Genomic DNA, 20,847 nt, shown 5'->3' with positions numbered 1-20,847 from the left:
TTAATTTAGAAGATTGCGATACCAAGCGGTATTATCGTAATTTTGTATCAAATATTTAGAAATGATAATTGTAGATAAGACGGTACTGAGCGATGATGTGGCGGAGCAGGCATTTGTATGCGACTTGGCAAAATGCAAAGGAGCATGCTGTGTGGAGGGTGATTCCGGAGCACCACTAGAAGATGATGAGTTAAAGATTTTTGAAGAAATTTACGATGATGTAGAGCCATTCTTAAGTGAGGAGGGCAAAAGAGAAATCAAAAAGCAAGGCCTATATTTGAAGGACATTGAGGGAGATTATACCACGCCGACCATTGGCGGGAGGGAATGTGCCTATGCGGTGTACGACAAATATAAAATGCTCCAATGCGGTATTGAACTAGCGTGGAAGGCTGGAAAAACCCATTATCGCAAACCAATAAGTTGTCAGCTTTACCCAATCAGAGTAACCAAATATGATCAATATGATGCTATCAATTATCATAGATGGCATATTTGTAGTGCAGCTTGTGATCTGGGAAATAAGCTTCAGGTGCCAGTGTATAAGTTTTTGAAAGATGCGCTTGTAAGAAAATACGGAGAAGAATGGTATGCTAAATTGGAAACTGAAGTTGCCAAGAAAAATCGAAAACAATATGAATAGAAGCCGTTTTGCTGGTGTCGTATCATTACTATTATCTACTTTGATTTTAAGTAGTTGTGCTGCCTTATTTGGAATAGAGGAAGAAATCGTTTTTGAGCCAATACCTGGCAAGTTGAAAGGCACTGAGTTAGTGGTAGAAACAGGAGCGGAATTCAACAGAGGCTATCCAGGCTTGGTTAGAGATATTTCAAGAAGTATAAAATACCCGGATATTTCCAGAAGAATGTCCAAACAAGGAACAGTTTTCGTGAAATTTGTAGTGGACGAAAACGCCAAAGTGATAGATGTAAGTGTAGAGAGCGGTGTTGATTTCAATCTAGACCAAGAAGCTGTGAGAGTGGTGAGAAACCTTAAACCATGGCAGGCAGGAACGCACAATGGTGAGCCCGCAGCATTTGAATATACGGTGCCGGTTTCCTTTAGGCTTTAATAGCAAATAAACTTCCGATTGAATTCTAAAAAGGGAGAACTTAAACGCAGAGGCCGCCAAGGGAAGACGCTAAGTTTGCAGAGAAGAAACTAAACCCTTTGCGAACTTTGTATAAAATTCTGCGCTCATTGCGGTTAAAAACAAGAAATTTTGCCCGCAGATGTCGCAGATTTGCGCAGATTAGAAACTGTTCGACATTTGTAATGTGGAACTTTAGATAAGGAGGATTTGCAATCCGACTGATCGTAATCAAAAGAGAGAAGTAATGGTAAAGAGGCCACCACCGATCCTGACGCTAAGGATTTTGTTTGATTACCAGCCGGGAGTGAAGTTCAGCCCGAAGCTGCCACGACTCAAACCTTTGCCTTGAAGTGGAATAGCGTAGAAAGGCTCTAGAATCATGGCATTGAACACATTCACACGCATTGCCACTCCAGTACTGAAAATAGGTTTTCGTTTACCGAAGGATGAGCTCTGCGAGAAGACCGATTGCTCAAATTGATTTTCATTATTCCAATTGCCCCAAGCCATGCCACCATCCAAGAAGAGCGTCAACTCACTAAACAAAAACTTAGATTTGATAGGCGTCAATCTTTCAGGCCCTGTAAATGGAATTCGGATTTCTATGTTTCCAACAAGCATTTTGCTGCCAAGTAAGTCATCAGTATTAAAACCTGATTCTCCCTGTTCAAGCAAATACAAATTGTTCCAGCCGTAGCCACGAACCAAGGTTGGGTAGAATACAGCAAAAGGAGGAAGTATTCCATTGGCAGCGTCATTGCCAATTCTATTTTGATGCAATGCGCGGAAACTGATATTGAAAGGGTCTATCCAAAAATACCTTCGGTAATCAACCAGAAGACTATAAAAATCCAGTCCACCGAAGTACTTCTCTACTTGGAAGCGATGTCTAAATCCATTCATTGGTGAGGCAATCCCAAATTGAGAATTGTCACCAACATAAGCTACGTCAACTTGTTGCAGATTAAAACCATTTGGAGCAGGCAGTTTTTCTCGGTCTTGCAATACACGGTTTCCATCAAGGAAGTAATTATTGAATTTATCTCTTCGGTAGGAGTATCTGGAAAATGACGCTCCAGCTTCGAATCGCAGTGATTTAGAAATTGGGAAATACGCAAATGCAGCGGCTCGATCTTGGAAGGTTCGCCAAACTTCCTGAGCGAGATTCATTACTTGTAATGTGTCTCCATTCACTCTAATGGTATCTTGCTGCCAATAGGTTCTGTAGGCAGGATAGGGAATATGAGAAACCGATGCTCCCCAGTTCACCTTGTTTTTTTGGTTTACAAATGCAATTTGTCCTCCAAAGTCATACACTTCGCCATTTACTGCAAAGCCACCAAATAACTGATTGTCACCTAGCATATCACTGAAAATCATATTGACACCTCCCGCTAGCCCTCCACCCAAGCGATTGGTAGATATACCAGCGCCAGCTTGCTGACTAATATGGTCTAATTTGAAGCGTTTTTCATAAGGAATATGCTCAATTTGATCATCAGTAGGAATAGAAAACAGCTGCGGCTGTTTCAGATTTGTTACAACTAAATCTCTTCCCATTCTCAAAGAAGGCGGGAGGATGGCTGCATCAAAAGTCACATCTTTCGGGTCAACTATTTGATATACAAAGTCATCCGGTTGAGCTGTGTAAATGGTGTATTGCCCATTGTTGAAATGCGAATAACTCAACTTATTTTCATCCCTTGCGATACTAACTGCTGGTGATAAAGCTGTAATTCCGCTTATGCCAGTGAAATATCTAGTGAGTTGGTTTAGCTCCTCTGTTTTTAAATTGTAATTGTAAAGATTCCTAAACCCATCTCTATTGCTCAAAAAATAGATTGAATTTCCGTCGGGTGCAAAAATCGGATTCAAGTTTTCAGCACCTTCGAATATATCGATGAAATTATCATTACCAGTATTCAAATCGTAAATAAGAATATTGTAACCACGAGAAGAGGTTCCATTTTGGTTTCTTTCAGTAGCCATGATTAGTTGGTTTCCATCGGGCGACCAATTGGGCTGTAGATAGGAGTACTTATCGTTGGTGATTTGCTTTACCCGTTGCGTTGTAATGTCAAAAAGAAAAATATCAGATTGGCCATTTACTAATCCCGTAACAGCGATTTGCTTAGCATCTGGCGACCAAGCTGGATTGCTGAATGCATCGAGTCCTTCCAAATCATAAGTTTCAGTCTTATTCGGATGGTTTGCATCTACCACGATCAACTTATTTTTACCACCGCTAAATGCAGTAAAGGCGAATTGATCGCTATTTGGCGACCAAGTACCGGCTGATTCTAAAAAGTTCAAATCATCAATATGGCCATTTCTGCTAGTGCTATATAGCTTTTTGATAATCTTCCCAGTTTCTGCATTTGCTAGAAAAAGGTCTATGGAAAAGATATTTTTTTCTGAAAGAAAGGCTACCATTTTGCCATTAGGACTTATAGCTGGCGATATATTCATAGTACCTGAATTGTTGGCATTGAGAATATTTTTTCCGGCAGCTACTGTATCTATTCCTTCCCAGAAATCACCATAAAATTCCTTTAGGTTAGTTCTCCACATATTAGAAAGGACATCTGCTTCATATCCTAATACCATCGGTATGGCTTTTTCGTATCCGTATTTTGCAGTAGTGGTAAATAAAGGCTCGATGATTTGGTCGCCCCAAATGCCAGTAACATAAGCCCAAAAAGCCTGGCCGTACCGATAAGGAAAATATTTACCGTTTGTGGTTAATTGCTCCAAAGTGGGAAGGTCATCATTTTGATAACTATCGCGCATCCACATGGCTGTGTGGCTGTCCAAATAGCCAATTGACATGTATTCCGCCATTCCTTCCACCATCCAAAGCGGGAGGTTTCGAATATTGTTGAGACTTGTGGAATCTCCAGTTCGTAGCAAGTGATATTGGAAAGCATGCACCAATTCATGCCCAAGCACATGATCAGTCTGGTGATTTGATTCATTTATTGGCATAACCACTCGATTTTTCAAGCCTTCAGTTACGCCACCAGTGCCTACGCCAATGTCTCCAAAAATGGTATTTGTTTGCTGGAAATCAGCGTGATTGTTGTAAAAAATTACTGGGTTCAAAGTATTGAATGTATCCTTCAATACTATTTGGTGCATTTGATACCATCTCTCAGTATCGTTTATGAGTTTTCTCAGTACCTCATCATTTTGTAGGTAATGATATATTTCGAAATTTGGCGTTTGAGTAACAGAGAAATCAAGCCGCTTATTTTTAATTCTATTTTGCCCAAAGTACTGAGCTTGACTTTGGCTGAATGAAGCCAAGATAAAAATAAAGGCAAGTGAATATTTTATTATTCTTCCAGTAATCTTCATGGTAAACAGGTCTTCAATTTTTCATGGTGCGAGCGAAGACAGTTAATAACGAATCTGCAAGAATTTTACGTATGATTGGAGTAAACGGTTTTTAGAAATTTTATCATAAAGCAAAAAAAAAACCGCTTCTGCGGTTTTTTAATTTATTTTAAGTCGGAGAAATCAAAGCTTTCTAAGAATTTTGTGGTGAATTTTCCAGCTTTGAATTGAGGATCATCCATTAATTTGATATGGAAAGGAATGGTAGTTTTTACTCCTTCAATTACAAATTCCTGTAATGCTCTCTTCATTCTTACCAGTACTTCCTCCCGCGATTGTCCCGAAACAATAAGTTTGGCAATCATGGAATCGTAGTTTGGTGGAATGGTATAGCCAGCGTATACATGGCTATCAACTCTTACACCATGTCCACCTGGTAAATGCAGGTTGGTGATTTTACCTGGGCTTGGCATAAAGTTTCTTCCTGGATCTTCCGCATTGATACGGCATTCCATCGAATACAACTTAGGCGTATAGTTTTTACCTGAGATTGGAATTCCAGCAGCTACTTTAATTTGTTCTTTGATCAAATCAAAATCGGTAACTTCTTCAGTAATTGGATGCTCTACCTGGATACGCGTATTCATTTCCATGAAGTAGAAATTCAAGTCTTTGTCTACCAAAAACTCGATAGTTCCAGCACCTTCATACTTGATTGAGCTAGCACCTTTGATGGCAGCTTCACCCATTCTTTTTCTTAAGTCATCTGTCATTATTGGAGAAGGTGTTTCTTCAACTAATTTCTGATGTCTTCTTTGGATGGAGCAATCTCTCTCAGAAAGGTGGCACACTCTGCCTGTAGAATCGCCTACTACTTGGATTTCGATATGCTTAGGTTCTTCGATGAATTTCTCCAGATAAAGTCCATCATTGCCAAATGCAGCACCGGATTCTTGGCGTGCATCGTCCCAAGCTTTTTTGAATTCTTTTTCTTCTTTTACAATACGCATTCCACGGCCACCACCTCCGGCTGTTGCTTTCAGGATTACCGGGTAACCCATTTCATTGGCTATTTTGATTCCTTGTTCCATAGAACTAAGGATGCCATCAGAACCTGGAATAGTAGGTACACCAGCTGCATGCATGGTAGCTTTTGCAGTGGCTTTATCACCCATTTTATCAATCATCTCTGCACTTGCACCTATGAATTTGATACCCGATTCGGCACAAATTCTAGAGAAGTCGGCATTTTCCGAAAGGAAACCATAGCCTGGATGAATTGCATCTGCATTGGTGATTTCTGCTGCAGCGATAATGTGAGGTATATTTAAGTAGGAGAGCTTACTTGGAGCTGGGCCTATGCAAACTGCCTCGTCGGCAAATCGTACGTGAAGGCTTTCTTTATCGACTGTTGAATATACTGCAACAGTCTTTATTCCCATTTCTCTGCAGGTACGAATTATCCTGAGAGCAATTTCGCCTCTGTTTGCTATTAATATTTTATTGAACATGAATGAGAAAGCTAAATGAAAGAATGATTAAGAAGGATCGACTAAGAAAAGTGGCTGATCGTATTCTACCGGATTGGCATTTTCTACGAGCACTTTTACAATGGTGCCAGATACTTCAGATTCAATTTCATTAAACAATTTCATTGCTTCAACTATACACACTACTTGACCAGCCGTTACTTTGTCACCTATTTGGACAAATGAAGGTGATTCTGGGTTTGGTGTGCGGTAGAAAGTACCAATCATTGGAGACTTAATTTCAACGTAGTTTTTGTTGCTTTCTTCAGCTGCAGGTGCTGCTGGAGCCGGAGCTGCCGGAGCAGGACTAGGCGCTTGTGCGGCTGCTGGAGCCGGAGCACTTGTTTGAGGCCTAGCTGCTTGCTCTACAATTTGAGGAGCATCATTAGACCTTTTTACTTTTATCTTAAATTCCTCTGTTTCAATATTAACTTCTTCAAGTCCAGTTTTGGATATGAAATCGATAAGTTCTTGGATGTCTTTTGCTTTCATATTTTGTAAGGTTAATTTTCAGAAAACCATGTGAAGGGATTATTTAAACCTTCACTCTCTCAACATAAGATTTGTCACGAGTATCTACTCTGATATATTCGTCTTGATCTACAAATAATGGAACCATAACAGTAGCTCCTGTTTCAACAGTAGCAGGTTTCAGTGCATTGTTTGCTGTATCGCCTCTAAGGCCAGGCTCAGTATAAGTTACTTGTAGCACAACATTAGCAGGAAGATCTACTGTAAGCGGAGTTTCAGTTTCAGCATGATATAGAATTTCGCATTCTTGGCCGTCTTTTAATAATTCCGCTGCATCAATTAGTTTTTCTTCGATCACCACTTGATCGAAGGTCTCTGAATCCATGAAGTTATAGCCGAGATCATCTTTATACAAGAATTGGAAAGGTCTTCTTTCTATTCTAGCTGTTGTGATTTTTACGCCTGAGTTAAAGGTGTTGTCAATTACTTTACCAGTGCGTAAGTTTTTTAGTTTGGTCCTCACAAAGGCAGGTCCTTTACCAGGCTTCACGTGCATAAATTCAGTGATGATATAAAGATCACCGTTATACTCAATGCACAAGCCATTTCTAAAGTCAGCAGTTGATGCCATTATTAATTTTTGATAAGGGTTAACAATTTACTCAATTTATTCGAAATCTAGCTATACAGATTTGCCATCGTAGCACCATTTTACATATATGGCGCCCCAAGTGAAGCCACCACCAAAGGCAGCTAATATAAGATTATCTCCTTTTTTCAATTGATTTTCGTACTCCCACAAGCAAAGAGGAATGGTGCCGCTAGTAGTATTGCCATATTTATGGATATTTAGCATCACCTTTTCTTTGTCTAAGCCCATACGGTTTGCTGTGGCGTCGATAATTCTTTTGTTCGCCTGATGTGGAACTAGCCAAGCTACTTCATCGGCTGTGAGATTATTACGCTCCATCACCTCAGCTGCTACATCCGCCATATTGGTTACTGCAAATTTGAATACTGCAGAGCCTTCTTGAAACACAGAATGTTGACGTTTATCAACGGTTTCGTGGCTGGCAGGGAGTCTACTACCTCCCGCTTTCATATGAAGGTATTGTGCACCGGAGCCATCCGAATGAAGCTTGAAATCCATTATTCCAAAATCATCGGTTGTAGGTTCTAGCATTACAGCGCCACCACCATCGCCAAATATGATGCAAGTGGTACGATCCTGATAATCAATGATCGAAGACATTTTGTCTGCACCTACTACAATTACCTTTTTGTATTTACCTGTTTCGATAAATTGAGCTCCTGTAGATAGGGCATATAAAAAACCTGAGCAAGCTGCTTGTATATCATATCCAAAGGCATTTTTCGCACCTACTTCATTAGCGATAATATTGGCAGTAGCTGGGAAAACAAAGTCTGGAGTGGTCGTGGCACAAAGAATCAAATCAATCTCCTCGGCTTTTGTATTGGTTTTTTCTAATAAACCATTTATCGCATTTACAGCAATAACGGATGTACCTTGACCTTCACCTTTAAGAATCCTTCTCTCTTTGATGCCAGTGCGGGAGGTTATCCACTCATCATTGGTGTCAACTAGTGTTTCAAGTTCTTTGTTGGTAAGTACGTAGTCGGGTACCCAGCCATTGATTCCTGTAATTGCAGCTCTGATTTGTTCTTTCATAGTAAGGGGTATAATAAAAAAAGGCTTATTCGTCGTAAGCCTTCTTAATGATTTCATGAATTTTAGAGTCAGCCATATTCTTAGCTTGTAATAGCATATTTTTTATGGCAATACTACTAGACACTCCATGACCAATTATCACATTGGCGTTCACCCCTAGAATAGGACTACCCCCTACGGCCTCGTAGTTGAATTTATCGAAAAACGGATCGCTAATATTCCGTTTTTTCATTAATGCATAAATCGATTCGGCTTGTTTGAGGATTACATTTCCTATAAAACCATCGCAAACGATTACATCAGACTTATCTGAAAATATATCGTTGCCTTCGATATTGCCAACAAAATTAACTTTGCTGTTAACCTTGAAAAGCTGATAGGCTGCTTGAGTAAGCAATGTGCCTTTTTGTTCTTCTTCGCCCAAGTTCATTAAGGCAACTTTTGGATTGTCGATTTTCATCACATGCTTGGCATATAATGATCCCAATTCTCCAAACTGAACAAGCACATCAGGTTTTACATCAGCATTTGCACCTACATCCAATATTATTCCGTACTCACCATTTTCGCGAGGAACAAAGCTTGCAATTGCAGGCCTTATAATTCCCTCAATGGCTTTGATGGTAAACATAGAGCCAACCAGCATGGCACCTGTGTTTCCTGCCGAGCAGAATACATCAATTTGTTTTGTTTTGAGCAATCCAAACCCAATAGCTATTGAAGAACGGGGCTTTTGTGAAAATGCCTTTGTTGGATGCTCGCCCATACCAATTACGTCCGGCGCATCGTAAATTGATATCCTCCCGTTATATTCCTCCTCATTAACTTTAGAGCGGATAAGCTCCTCAGGGCCTATAAGAATGATGTGAACATTGGAGTCAAGTTCAGCCAAAGCAGTAATAGCTCCTTCGATAGTTACATCGGGAGCAAAATCACCGCCCATTACGTCTAATGCGATTTTCATCGGCTATTAAACGGCCACTTCTTTTTCTATAGCTGGTTTACCTTTGTAATGTCCACACTCAGAACAAACTCTGTGACGAAGTACAGGTGCTCCACAGTTTGAGCATTCCATAAATGTAGCAGCTACACTTTTATAATGTGTTCTTCTTTTGTCTCTTCTAGTTTTGGAAATTTTCCGTTTAGGATGTGCCATGACAATATTTGTAATTAAAGTTTTCCTTCGTTTTTCAATTTTTCGAGTGCCGCCCACCTTGGGTCGACTGCCTCTATTGGAGCTTCTTCTTCCTCGACATCTGTCTGGAAAATAAACTCCTCATCCTTATCTTCACCATCGTATCGAGGATGAAGTTTTTTCATCGGTATAGCCATAGTAATCAGTTCGTAAACTGTCTGTGCTACATTGATCCGATGTGCATCTCTGCTAATTATTTGTATCTCATCTGTAAGCTCACCTTCTTCATCACCGTATTTGAAAATGACTCTTTCATTTACATTGAGTGGAAAATCAAACAAATCGAGGCTTCTATCACAAGTCAATTTTATAAAGCCCGTAATTGCAAAGGTAGCGGAAATCATTGATTCGCTCTTATCGAGCTCCAAATCTACCTTTCCCTCACCTTCAGAAATAAGGCTATTTTCAAATTCTGCAAAAAAATCATTATCAAAATCGAAGTCATACTGATGCTTTTTATTGCTCAGTCGCACTATTTCGATATTAAATTTTTTTAGTTGATCCACCTCAGTATTTTTAAAGGGACGCAAAATTAATCATAGATTTCTAAATAATAAAAGATTGTGCGATTTAGCTTTGACCAATTCCAGCTTTATTTTGCTCGCGACGGTTTTTTACGATATCGGCAGCTAGAAAATAGGCCGCTCTGAATGATTCTTCATTTGCCAATCCTTTGGTCACAATGTCATAGGCCGTTCCATGGTCTGGCGAGGTTCGAACTATTGGCAAGCCGGCGGTAAAGTTCACTCCATTATCGAAAGCCAATTGCTTAAAAGGGATCAGTCCTTGATCATGATACATGGCCAATACTCCATCAAATTGCTTTTGTGAGGCTGTTCCAAAAAATCCATCAGCAGGAAACGGCCCAAAAACTAAATTGCCTTTTTGTTTGAATTCTTCGATTACTGGTTTGATAACATCAATTTCTTCATTGCCGAGCATTCCATCTTCGCCGGCGTGAGGGTTGAGACCCAATACTGCTACTTTTGGCTTTTTGATTCCAAAGTCAACTTTCAAGCTGTTGATCATTAGTTTCAATTTTTTGCGCACCAAATCGCTGGTGATTGCTTGGCTAATATCCTTTATCGGAATATGGCCTGTTACTACACCAATTCTGAAATCTTCATTTACCAAAAACATTAGACTATCGTCAGCTTTGAATCTGCTGGTGAGAAATTCTGTATGGCCTGGGAAATTGAAATCTTCACCTTGCATACTATGCTTATTGATTGGAGCAGTGACTAATGCATCAATATTTTCATTATCCAGATCTGAGCATGCAGCTTCTAGAGATTGGAGGGAGCGTTTGCCGCTTTCCACAGTTCCGACACCTGGAGTAATATCCACATGATCGTCCCAGACATTGATCACATTCACTTTATGCTTGGCAAACTGCCCATCTCGTGGATTGAAATAAACAAAGTCGTTGTTGTCAAGCGCCTTTTTGTAATATGAAAGCACTTTTGTATTGCCGTATATTACTGGTGTATATAATTTGGAAACGCGAGTGTCAGACAAAGTTTTGATTATCACCTCCGGGCCAATGCCGTTTACATCGCCTATGCTTATTCCAATTGTTATGTCGTCGTTATTTCTTTGTGGATTTTCCATTTTTTTCTTCTACCAACGATTGAATGAAACGATAAATTAATCTAACTCCAAAACCTGTCCCGTTTTTTCCTCTATAGCTATCAACTCCTTTAATATAAGCTGGTCCAGCCAAATCTACATGAGCCCATGGTTTTTTGGTGAATTTACTCAAGAATACTCCTGCTGTAATTGCTCCTGAATATTGGCCACCCAAGTTCTTAAAATCAGCTATATCAGATTCAATTTGCTTGTGATAAACCTTCCATAGTGGAAATTCTACTAAGCGTTCTCTGCATTTATTTCCAGCTTCTGTTAATTGCGTCTTCAATTGGTTGTCCATAGTGCCCATCATTACTGCTCCTTCTGGACCAATTGCAGCAACGGCTGAACCAGTAAGCGTAGCAAAGTCCATAATCCATTCTGGGTCATATTTGTCTGCATATGCAATAGCATCTGCCATTATCAATCGGCCTTCTGCATCGGTATTGAGTACTTCTACTGTTTGTCCGTCGAACATGGTGATGACGTCGCCTGGGGTAATGGCATTCTGGCCTGGACGATTATCTGTAGCAGGAATAAGACCTATTACATGCACGGGAAGTTTATTTAATGCAATGGCATGAATTCCTCCCGCTACAGTTGCAGCTCCTGCCATATCGCATTTCATCATGTCCATAGAATTGGGCGTTGGTTTCAAGCTCAATCCTCCAGTATCATAAACTACTCCTTTGCCTACCAATACGTAGGGTTTGGTGTTGATGGCATTTTTAGGTTTGTATTCTAAAATCGAAAAAGTAGGAGGGAGTAAGCTGCCCAAATTCACTGAAAGCAAACCGCCCATTTTTAGCGCTTTTATTTTGCTGTGATTCAATACTTCTACTTTTACACCACTTATTTTTCCTTGCTCGATTAGCTCTTTTCCCAATTGCTCCGCAGTAAGGGAAATCACAGGCTCATTCACCAAATCTCTCGCTACAAAAGTAGCTTTCACCACATTCAGCAATTCCTCTGTATGCTTTGCCGTAATCTTCGACGAAACCAAACTGATATTTGTTAAGCTAAAATCAGATTTTTTGGATTTATACTTCTCAAATGTGTAGCAACTCAAAAGCAAACCTTCCAAAAAGTCCAAAGCCTGAGCTTCATTTTTTAGCTCCAATCTGATTTGAATACTAACCTGCTGGTTTTCTTTGAGCTTCTGAAAACACTCCCATCCTGCATGTCTAAGGCTTTCTGCTTCCTCATAGGCATCCTCATCACTTTCCTTCAAAAAATAGGCTTCGAAAGATACTCCACTATTGATATACAGTTTTTTGTTTTTGGCGAATTGAGCTTGTAATGCTGATAATTGATCTTTCCCAAAATAGTTTGCAAGAGCTTTCTTTTTCTCCAGCAATATTACTTTACAGTCAGAATCCTTCGCTTGATTTAAAATTTCTATGGTTGGCAACATGAATTGTTTTAGCTTTATCGCTTCTAGTTCTGCAATAATAAGAAGATTTAAAATGACCTCTGTAAAACCAAAAAAGTTCCTTGGTCAACATTTTTTGAAAGATGAAGGAATTGCCAAGAAAATAGTAGATAGTTTGCTACCTAATGACCAATACAAAAAGGTATTGGAAATAGGTCCAGGAATGGGTGTGCTCACCAAATATCTAATGAAGCGGGAGGAAGAATTATACCTCATTGAGCTAGATAGAGAGTCTATTCCCTATTTGCAGAAACATTTTCCGGCTTTGGAAGATCGGATAATTGAAGGTGATTTTCTTCAATTTCATTTGCTCAAAACTATAAGTTCGCCACTTTCAATAATTGGAAATTTTCCATACAATATATCTTCGCAAATATTTTTTCGGATACTAGAATACCGAGATGATATCCCGCAAGTAGTTGGCATGTTGCAGAAAGAGGTAGCTGAGAGAATTTGTGCTAAACCCGGTAAAAAGGATATCGGCATTTTAAGTATTCTATTGCAAGTTTGGTACGATTGTGAATATCTTTTTAGCGTCGATCCAAGCGTTTTTAATCCGCCACCGAAAGTGCAATCGGGTGTAATTCGCTTACAAAGAAACGATCGTAAAACCCTAGACTGCGATGAATCACTTTTCAAAAGTGTGGTAAAATCGGGCTATCAACAAAGACGAAAAACATTGCGGAATGCACTGAAAAGCCTAAATTTGCCTACCGAAATGGCAGAAATGCCAATTTTGCAAAAAAGAGCCGAGCAGTTGAGTGTGGAGGATTTTATTACGCTTACCAAAGACATCGAAAAATTTAGAAGCCTATGAAATTTGAATTGTCCAAAGAATACGTAGAGTTGCTGCAAGAAGCTATCACTTCGCAGGATTCCGCTTTTATAGTGGAGTCGCTGGAGGATGTGAACCATGCGGATATCAGCACCTTGCTTTACGAATTTGATTCGGAGGACTCCAAATTTGTCGTAGACTTATTAGATAAAGAGCGTGGTGCTAGAATCATCAGCGATTTGGAAGATGATACAAGGATTAAATTCCTGAAGCATTTTTCTAGCAATGAAATCGCTCGCTTTATAGAATATCTCGATTCTGATGACGCGGTTGATATACTAAATGAACTCAACGTACAGCAGCGGGAGGAAATAATTGGTGTATTAGAGGACGCAGAAATTGCTTCGAATATCAAAGAACTACTCCACTATCCGGAAGACTGTGCGGGTGGTTTGATGGCAAAGGAATTAATAAAAGCCAACCTCAACTGGACCGTAGTTCAGTGTATTGAAGAAATTCGCAGACAAGCCGAAAATGTTGAGAAAATTTACTCCGTATATGTAGTAGATAATTCCAATCGACTATTGGGTAGAGTTGGCCTTAAGAAAATCATTTTGGCCGATGACAAAACCAAAATTGCTGATATCTACGATCCCAATGTTATAAGTACCGAAACGCATGTAGATCAACGGGAGGTTGCGGAAATTATGCGAAGGTATGATTTTGAAGCTATTCCCGTAGTAAATGTAAAAGGAAAACTTGTTGGTAGAATTACCATTGATGACGTGGTGGATGTGATGCAGGAATTGGCCGATGAAGAAAGACAAATCATGGCGGGTATCTCTGCTGATGTGGAGGAGAGCGATTCAGTGTGGATGCTTACAAAAGCAAGATTGCCTTGGTTAATGGTAGGCTTGGGTGGAGGTATGCTTGGTGCTCGTTTTATAGGCTTGTTCGAAGCCGATATTATTGCCATCCCAGCCGTAGCTTTTTTTATTCCTCTTATTACTGCAACAGGTGGTAATGTTGGTATTCAGAGTTCATCCATTATCGTACAATCGCTTGCAAGCAAATCGATCTTCGATAGCACCACAAAAGAGAGAATGCTCAAAGGCTTAGCAGTTGCTGTATTGAATGGACTAGTACTAGCACTATTCGTTTTGGGAGTGAATTTGCTAATTGGTCACGAAGCTCGCTTGGGTTTTGTCGTGTCTATTGCCCTATTTAGTGTAGTTCTTTTGGCTTCTTTTATGGGCACAATCACACCAATCGTTTTAGATAAATTTGGAATTAATCCTGCCTTAGCCTCAGGGCCATTTATTACTACGGCAAACGATTTACTCGGGCTACTCGTTTACTTCTCCGTTGCTCATGCATTATATGGGCTTTGATATCTATGAAGAAAAGAATTTTAATAATTGATAAAATGCATCCTGGCATTGAGCCGATGCTAATTGAGCGTGGTTTTGAAGTGGATTTGGTTCCCTCTATCTCCAAAAAAGAGGTGTTTGAAATTATCCCAAAGTATCATGGATTGGTCGTGCGATCTAAGATGACTATTGGTAAGGAGCTTATTGATAAGGCTGTAAATCTAGAATTTATTGCACGAGCTGGCGCAGGTATAGATCAGATTGAACCGGAAACTTTGGTGCAGCGAAATATCACTTTGCTGAATGCACCCGAAGGCAATAGAGATGCGCTTGGAGAACATGCAGTGGGCATGCTACTGTGTATGCTCAATAAAATCCATATAGCTCATCAGCAGATAATGGAAGGTAAATGGGATCGTGAGGCTAATCGTGGCTATGAAATTATGGGCAAAACCATCGGGCTGATAGGTTTTGGCAATATGGGTCAATCCTTTGCTAAAAAGTTGCAAGGCTTTACCTCCCGCATCATAGCCTACGATAAATATAAAGCAGACCTTAAAACCTCATTGGCGCAAATGGTAGATCTTTCTGCTATTTTCGAGGAATCTGATATTTTAAGCATTCATGTTCCTTTAACACCCGAAACCAAGAGCATGGTGAATTATGAATTTCTATCTACTTTTTCCAAACCCATCTTTTTAATAAATACTAGCAGAGGAGAAGTATTGCCGCTTAAGGATTTGCTAAAGGCCATAAATGAAGGAAAAGTAAGAGGAGCTGCCTTGGATGTACTGGAAAATGAAAAATTGGACGAGTTATCCATAGAAGAAGCAGAAACACTCAATGCACTGAAAGCAACAGGTAAGGTTTTATTCACTCCACACGTTGGCGGATGGACTTTCGAATCTTACGAAAAGATTAATTTGGTTTTGGTTGACAAAATTCACTCACTGTATAGAACTGAGAACGAATAATTTTTCTTTACAGGACAAAATAGTACCTTTGCAAAAGCTTTTAACATAAAGGATTGCCAGTACAACTTTAGTTAATAAAAGAACGTAAAATCACAGATAACGCCCACCTACGAGAAACGGTTTCCATCGGATGCCGTTCTTTTGTTTTTTAAGGCCGAAGGGTAACCTGTTGATTTCACAATATAATTTGATAATACAGAGCAAGGGCTCAATAAAATTTTAAATACGTACATATTATGTCAGTATCTTATTACACAGAGGAAGGTCTTAAAAAAATTAAAGACGAACTCCAATTTCTAAAAACTAAAGGTAGAGCAGATATCTCCAAGCAAATTGCAGAAGCTAGAGATAAGGGAGATTTGAGTGAAAATGCCGAATATGATGCAGCAAAAGACGCACAGGGCTTACTTGAATTGAAAATTTCTAAGCTTGAAGAAGTGGTAGGTAATGCGAGGTTGATTGACGAATCTCAAATTGACACATCAAAAGTTTCTGTCTTGAGTACAGTTAAAATCAAGAACAAGAAAAATGGCATGCAAGTATCATATATGCTTGTTTCTGAGGAAGAAGCTGATTTAAAAGCAGGTAAGATTTCAGTAAAGTCGCCAATTGGAAAAGGCTTGCTTGGAAAGAAAGTAGGTGAAACGGCTGAGATTCAAGCCCCAGCTGGAAAAGTTGAATTCGAAATTCTAGATATTAGCTTATCTTAATTATCTATTATGGCATCTATATTCACGAAAATAATCAATAGAGAAATTCCTGGGCAGATTGTAGCTGAGGATGATAATTTCATTGCCTTTTTGGATATCATGCCATTGGTTGAAGGTCACGTGCTTGTGGTGCCAAAACGGGAGGTTGATTACATTTTCGATATTGAAGATGATACTTATACAGGCCTGATGCTGTTTGCTAAAAAGGTGGCAAAAAGCTTGAAAAAAGCAATTCCATGCAAACGAATTGGAGTTGCAGTAATTGGCTTAGAAGTGCCACACACGCATGTGCATTTGGTGCCATTGCAAACCATGAACGACATTAATTTTACAAGAGCTAAACTAAAGCCTAGCCAAGAAGAATTGGCTGCCACTGGCGATAAAATTAGAAAAGAGATTTCGTTTTAAACCTTAAAACGATCCGGATTATCTTTGAGAAAGGCCTTCCATGTGGACTGGCCTTTTTGTTTTATACCACCATTATAATAATGACAAACTGCTACAGCCAAAGCATCCGTAGCATCAAGCAATTTGGGAGCATCATCAAACTTGAAGATATTTTTAAGCATCGCCGCAACTTGTTCTTTGGATGCATTACCATTACCAGTGACTGACTGCTTAATTTTACGAGGAGCATATTCTGTAATTGGTATTTCCCTAGCCAATGCAGCAGCCATTGCAACTCCCTGCGCTCTGCCCAATTTCAACATGGATTGCACATTCTTTCCATAAAATGGCGCTTCGAGAGCGACTTCGTCGGGCAAGTATTCTTCAATTAAACTGGTAATTCTTTCAAAAATCTTTTTGAGCTTCAATTCGTGGACAGTGTATTTACTTAGTTGAATCACACCGAATTGTAATAATTTCAGCTCTCTACCTTCCACTTCGATGATGCCGTATCCCATTACTGTGGTGCCAGGATCCACCCCAAGTATAATCTTTCCTCCTACTTTATTCTTATTTTGCATCGATGCAATTTAAACAGATAGCACCGTACAGAAAAGAAAAGGTTTTTCGCTTTATCAATATTGCGATCAGAATTGCCACTCTTGTTGCTGTAGCGCTATTTATTTATATGAAATTAGAAGAGCAATCTGTTTCATTTGAAAATACTTGGAGCGAACTGCAAAGTGTCTTTAATCGTGGCTCAATTTGGATTATCGCCTTCATCCTTTTGTTGATGCTCGCCAATTGGCTAGCAGAAGCATGGAAATGGAAAGTAGTCGCAGCTAAGATTGAAAAATTGAGTATTTGGCAGGCACTAAAGGGAGTACTTACCGGACTTTCGCTGGGCTTCGTCACGCCACATAGCTGGGGAGACTATGCAGGCAGGATCTGGCAAATGGAAGAAAAAAATCGTGAAAAGGCTTTAGGCGGAATTCTTCTTTCTCGGGGTGCTCAATTGGCTATAACCTTGATTTTTGGTCTTCCAGGTTTCTTTTATTTACTCAGCAATTCAGGAAATATCACACCGGGAGCAGATAATCTGTTTTTATTCTTGTGCGTTGTTTTTGCTATTATTACGCCTTTATGCATTATTTATATTGGAAACATTTCTTCATGGCTTGGGATATTTTTGAGTCAATTTAAGTGGTACTCATTTATGGAAGTGCTCACACATTTTTCGTCTAAAGATTCCCTACAGTTACTCGCCATTTCTCTACTTCGCTATTTGATTTTTTCTGCTCAGTTTCTAATTGTACTTCTACTATTTAATGTCGATCTGCCAATTGAGATTTTAAGCATGGGCATTGGATTTATATTTCTAGCGAAATCAGTAATCCCTGCATTTAATTTTCTGAGCGATTTGGGAGTGAGAGAATTCTCAGCACTTTTATTTTTCGATACTACAGGCGTGGATCCATTGCTCATTATCTCTGCCAGCTTGTTCGTATGGATCGTCAATATTTTGATACCCACTATTGTAGGAACCACTTTCGTATTTAGCATGAAAACCATTAGAACCAACAGATAATTTATGGCTTGGATCATATTAATAGCGAGTTTGATTTATGCCTATTGGGTATTGAAACTGAGAAATGCTTGGCACGACATACCCATCAAATTTCCAGATGCAGGCCTTGAATTGAAAAGTCGATTTTCTGTGATTGTACCAATGCGCAATGAGGAAGGAAATATTGAAAAGCTCCTTCAAGATTTACTTAAGCAAAACTATTCCAATTTCGAAGTCTTGGTAATTGACGATGCCTCTACAGATAATAGTAGATCTGTTGTAGAGGCTTATTCTACTCAGTTTTCACAGCTTATTAAACTCATTCCCCTTGATGAACCGACAACAGGAAGTCCAAAAAAGAGAGCTATTGCTGAAGGGATCAAAGTTAGTACGGGTGATATTATTTTAACCACAGATGCCGATTGCAGAGTAAATGATTTATGGCTGCAAACTATAGCTATGGAGTTTTCTGATAAAAAGGTGAAAATGCTAAGCGGACCAGTTACATTTCATGAGGGAGAATCGGTGTGGAGGAATTTTCAAATAATTGAGTTCGCATCATTAGTAGGAACAGGTGCGGCATCTATGCATTTGAAATCACCCAATATGTGCAATGGCGCAAATCTAGCTTACCGCAAAAGCAGCTTTGAACAGGCGGGAGGATTTGCAGGCACAGAGCATATTGCTTCAGGCGATGATGAGTTCCTTATGCATAAGATATTTGCTTTGGATGGCGAAGGTGTCAGATTCTTGAAGAATCCTGAGGCTATTGTTCGTACCAATCCACCCGCTAGTTTGCGTGAGTTTATTCAGCAGCGAAGGCGCTGGGCTGGTAAATGGGGACAGTACAAAAATAAAGATGCTTCCAAATTAGCAGCTTCTATTTTCGTCTATCATTTTCTTTGGATACTGAGCTTGGCTTTTCTCTTTTTTGGTCAAGCACAAACCGATATCATATTGGCAGCTTTTGTATTAAGAATTTTTACCAATTGGTTATTTCTGAAGGACATCACCGAGTTTTTCGGCCATCGTATTAAATTTTTTAATTTTCTCCTTTTAGAACTTATATACTCCTTCTATGTGGTTTTCTTTGGATTGCTTGCTAATTTTGGGAAATATGAGTGGAAAGGAAGAGTTTTTCGTCGATAATATGACCTCCGATGAATTTGATTTGTTGGATGAGCTCTATTTTGTGACTTCATTTGATGAGTTGAAGCGCGCTCTGGGCTGGACGGAAGATAGACTTTACACATCACTCATTACATTGTTTCGCAAAGACTGGATCAAATGCATGAATGCCAAAAGTGAAGAATTGCCTTCGAGAGAAATTGATTTGGAAAATGCGTTTCGCAAATATCACTACCTAGCTACAAAGCAAGGTTTACTTGCCCATAACGGTCGATGAATATATTACAGAGTACTAATAAGAAGATTGAAATTGTGCATCTCGAGCTTAAATCGCTTTTAGAGATTACGCAGGCTATAAACCAAAATTTACCGGAAAATGACCTTTTTAAGATATTTCAATTCACCTTATTGGCTAATTTGAATATCCAAAAGCTCTGCTTGTGCATTCGAGATGAAAATGAGGACTGGGACTGCAAAGTGAAGCATGGACTGGATCATGAACCCGATCTTACCGAACTCAAAGCTCGATTTGATAAGCTTGATAAAATTGCTGAATTAAATTCAGATGCAGAAAGCTGTTTCGATAAAGAATTTAGATTCGCCATACCTGTGCTTCATAAGAAAAAGCCGCTTGCAATTATCTTCATTGAGTTAAAAGACAATGGAGCAAAAAATGATAAGCCACAGGAAATTCTGGAATTTGTGCAGACGCTTGCCAATGTAATTATGGTGGCCATTGAGAATAAAAAGCTGGCTCGCAAGGAAACCATACAACAAGCATTGCGAGAATCACTTCGAAAGGAACTGGAAATTGCGCGTAATGTGCAGAACTATCTCTTCCCGGATTTTTTGCCGAGCTCAGGAATTGTACAATGTTTTGCGAGCTATTTGCCTCACGAGACAGTTGGTGGCGACTACTATGATTATATCCCATTGGATGACGGCAGGTTTCTTATTTGCATAGCCGATGTTTCAGGCAAAGGGATCCCAGCAGCTCTTTTAATGTCCAATTTTCAAGCGTCGCTTAGAACGCTGGCTCGTCGAGCTATCGATTTGGAAGATATGGTTCGCGAACTCAATTTCCAGATTAAACAAAATGCAAAAGGCGAGCATTTTATCACTGTTTTTATTGCTCTGTTTGATCCAAATACTAAGGAATTGAGCTATGTAAATGCCGGGCACAATCCACCAATATTGATTAATGGAGATATGAAATCTGAGATGCTGGAAGCGGGCACTACTATTTTAGGATTCTTCGATCCTTTGCCATTTATCGAGTCGGTAAAAATTGAAAATGTAGATAATTTCTTGATTTTCACTTATACCGACGGCCTCACAGAAGCCATGAATGTGAATGATGAGCAGTATGGTATTGAGCGAATTGAAAAGTATATTTCTGAAAATGCTTCGGTAAGTTTAGATCAATTGCATGAAGGTTTGCTGCATGAAATTCAGCTTTTCAAAGGCAATTTGGCCTATCACGATGATTTAACCATTCTTTCATGCCGTGTGAGTACTACAGAGGATGAATTATGATTCCCGCTTATTTTCATAAGACAC

General features: G+C 39.4%; 22 protein-coding genes. 11 read left to right on the top strand and 11 right to left on the bottom strand.

The window, feature by feature from the left end:
* The first annotated feature begins 61 nt into the window (after positions 1-61).
* Positions 62-643, top strand: coding sequence for a DUF3109 family protein (locus ACOXY8_RS04225; protein ID WP_458330297.1), 582 nt, complete (start codon positions 62-64; stop codon positions 641-643).
* The gene (locus tag ACOXY8_RS04220; protein WP_458330296.1) at positions 636-1,073 is read left to right on the top strand and encodes an energy transducer TonB; all 438 of its coding nucleotides are present in this window, start codon (positions 636-638) and stop codon (positions 1,071-1,073) included. Before ACOXY8_RS04225 ends, ACOXY8_RS04220 begins: the two co-directional genes overlap by 8 nt.
* A 312-nt stretch (positions 1,074-1,385) precedes the next feature.
* Here ACOXY8_RS04220 and ACOXY8_RS04215 read toward each other — a convergent pair whose 3' ends face one another.
* The 10 genes from ACOXY8_RS04215 to ACOXY8_RS04170 all read right to left on the bottom strand — a co-directional run bounded on the left by ACOXY8_RS04215 (position 1,386) and on the right by ACOXY8_RS04170 (position 12,358).
* On the bottom strand, positions 1,386-4,451 hold the full coding sequence (locus tag ACOXY8_RS04215) for a DPP IV N-terminal domain-containing protein (RefSeq protein ID WP_458330295.1): 3,066 nt from the start codon (positions 4,449-4,451) through the stop codon (positions 1,386-1,388).
* A gap of 143 nt (positions 4,452-4,594) precedes the next feature.
* Complete coding sequence (gene accC / locus ACOXY8_RS04210; RefSeq protein ID WP_458330294.1) at positions 4,595-5,941, bottom strand: acetyl-CoA carboxylase biotin carboxylase subunit; 1,347 nt, start codon at positions 5,939-5,941, stop codon at positions 4,595-4,597.
* Between the two features lie 27 nt (positions 5,942-5,968).
* Positions 5,969-6,451, bottom strand: coding sequence for an acetyl-CoA carboxylase biotin carboxyl carrier protein (gene accB / locus ACOXY8_RS04205; protein ID WP_458330293.1), 483 nt, complete (start codon positions 6,449-6,451; stop codon positions 5,969-5,971).
* Positions 6,452-6,494: 43 nt separating this feature from the next.
* Positions 6,495-7,061, bottom strand: coding sequence for an elongation factor P (gene efp, locus ACOXY8_RS04200; protein WP_458330292.1), 567 nt, complete (start codon positions 7,059-7,061; stop codon positions 6,495-6,497).
* Between the two features lie 51 nt (positions 7,062-7,112).
* Entirely contained in the window at positions 7,113-8,120 is a 1,008-nt protein-coding gene (locus tag ACOXY8_RS04195) for a beta-ketoacyl-ACP synthase III (protein ID WP_458330291.1), read from the bottom strand.
* Between the two features lie 25 nt (positions 8,121-8,145).
* A complete protein-coding gene (gene plsX, locus ACOXY8_RS04190) occupies positions 8,146-9,084 on the bottom strand; it encodes a phosphate acyltransferase PlsX (RefSeq protein ID WP_458330290.1) in 939 nt (312 codons plus the stop codon).
* A 6-nt stretch (positions 9,085-9,090) separates the two neighbouring features.
* On the bottom strand, positions 9,091-9,276 hold the full coding sequence (gene rpmF / locus ACOXY8_RS04185) for a 50S ribosomal protein L32 (RefSeq protein ID WP_458330289.1): 186 nt from the start codon (positions 9,274-9,276) through the stop codon (positions 9,091-9,093).
* 14 nt (positions 9,277-9,290) lie between these two features.
* Positions 9,291-9,821, bottom strand: coding sequence for a YceD family protein (locus tag ACOXY8_RS04180; protein ID WP_458330288.1), 531 nt, complete (start codon positions 9,819-9,821; stop codon positions 9,291-9,293).
* Between the two features lie 64 nt (positions 9,822-9,885).
* The gene (pdxA, locus tag ACOXY8_RS04175) at positions 9,886-10,926 is read right to left on the bottom strand and encodes a 4-hydroxythreonine-4-phosphate dehydrogenase PdxA (protein WP_458330287.1); all 1,041 of its coding nucleotides are present in this window, start codon (positions 10,924-10,926) and stop codon (positions 9,886-9,888) included.
* Entirely contained in the window at positions 10,904-12,358 is a 1,455-nt protein-coding gene (locus tag ACOXY8_RS04170) for a leucyl aminopeptidase family protein (RefSeq protein WP_458330286.1), read from the bottom strand. The genes pdxA and ACOXY8_RS04170 overlap by 23 nt, the downstream gene beginning before the upstream one ends.
* A gap of 52 nt (positions 12,359-12,410) precedes the next feature.
* Between ACOXY8_RS04170 and rsmA the strand changes: the two genes are divergently transcribed.
* The 5 genes from rsmA (at position 12,411) to ACOXY8_RS04145 (ending at position 16,613) form a co-directional block, all read left to right on the top strand.
* A complete protein-coding gene (gene rsmA / locus ACOXY8_RS04165; RefSeq protein WP_458330285.1) occupies positions 12,411-13,193 on the top strand; it encodes a 16S rRNA (adenine(1518)-N(6)/adenine(1519)-N(6))-dimethyltransferase RsmA in 783 nt (260 codons plus the stop codon).
* The gene (mgtE, locus tag ACOXY8_RS04160; protein ID WP_458330284.1) at positions 13,190-14,542 is read left to right on the top strand and encodes a magnesium transporter; all 1,353 of its coding nucleotides are present in this window, start codon (positions 13,190-13,192) and stop codon (positions 14,540-14,542) included. The genes rsmA and mgtE overlap by 4 nt, the downstream gene beginning before the upstream one ends.
* A 5-nt stretch (positions 14,543-14,547) precedes the next feature.
* Positions 14,548-15,495 carry an NAD(P)-dependent oxidoreductase gene (locus ACOXY8_RS04155; RefSeq protein WP_458330283.1) on the top strand — a complete coding sequence of 316 codons (948 nt, stop codon included), beginning with the start codon at positions 14,548-14,550 and terminating at the stop codon, positions 15,493-15,495.
* A gap of 233 nt (positions 15,496-15,728) precedes the next feature.
* Positions 15,729-16,205, top strand: coding sequence for a transcription elongation factor GreA (gene greA / locus ACOXY8_RS04150; protein WP_458330585.1), 477 nt, complete (start codon positions 15,729-15,731; stop codon positions 16,203-16,205).
* 9 nt (positions 16,206-16,214) lie between these two features.
* Positions 16,215-16,613 (top strand): HIT family protein, encoded by a 399-nt coding sequence (locus ACOXY8_RS04145; RefSeq protein WP_458330282.1) that lies wholly within the window; start codon positions 16,215-16,217, stop codon positions 16,611-16,613.
* Here ACOXY8_RS04145 and ruvC read toward each other — a convergent pair.
* Complete coding sequence (gene ruvC / locus ACOXY8_RS04140; RefSeq protein WP_458330281.1) at positions 16,610-17,173, bottom strand: crossover junction endodeoxyribonuclease RuvC; 564 nt, start codon at positions 17,171-17,173, stop codon at positions 16,610-16,612. The two genes, ACOXY8_RS04145 and ruvC, sit on opposite strands and share 4 nt — an antisense overlap.
* A 2-nt stretch (positions 17,174-17,175) precedes the next feature.
* Here ruvC and ACOXY8_RS04135 point away from each other — a divergent pair, with 2 nt between their 5' ends.
* From ACOXY8_RS04135 to ACOXY8_RS04120, 4 genes are read left to right on the top strand one after another with little or no spacing between them, the layout of a single operon-like run.
* Positions 17,176-18,180, top strand: a complete 1,005-nt coding sequence (locus ACOXY8_RS04135) for a lysylphosphatidylglycerol synthase domain-containing protein (protein WP_458330280.1) — start codon at positions 17,176-17,178, stop codon at positions 18,178-18,180.
* Between the two features lie 3 nt (positions 18,181-18,183).
* A complete protein-coding gene (locus tag ACOXY8_RS04130; protein ID WP_458330279.1) occupies positions 18,184-19,308 on the top strand; it encodes a glycosyltransferase in 1,125 nt (374 codons plus the stop codon).
* Entirely contained in the window at positions 19,277-19,564 is a 288-nt protein-coding gene (locus ACOXY8_RS04125) for a hypothetical protein (protein ID WP_458330278.1), read from the top strand. Before ACOXY8_RS04130 ends, ACOXY8_RS04125 begins: the two co-directional genes overlap by 32 nt.
* Positions 19,561-20,823 (top strand): SpoIIE family protein phosphatase, encoded by a 1,263-nt coding sequence (locus ACOXY8_RS04120; protein ID WP_458330277.1) that lies wholly within the window; start codon positions 19,561-19,563, stop codon positions 20,821-20,823. Before ACOXY8_RS04125 ends, ACOXY8_RS04120 begins: the two co-directional genes overlap by 4 nt.
* The last annotated feature ends 24 nt before the right edge of the window (positions 20,824-20,847 follow it).

The sequence above is a fragment of the Peijinzhouia sedimentorum genome, assembly GCF_049340005.1.
In the GTDB taxonomy this organism is placed as follows: domain Bacteria; phylum Bacteroidota; class Bacteroidia; order Cytophagales; family Cyclobacteriaceae; genus CAXBDP01.
This window is presented reverse-complemented; position numbering and strand designations above follow the sequence as displayed.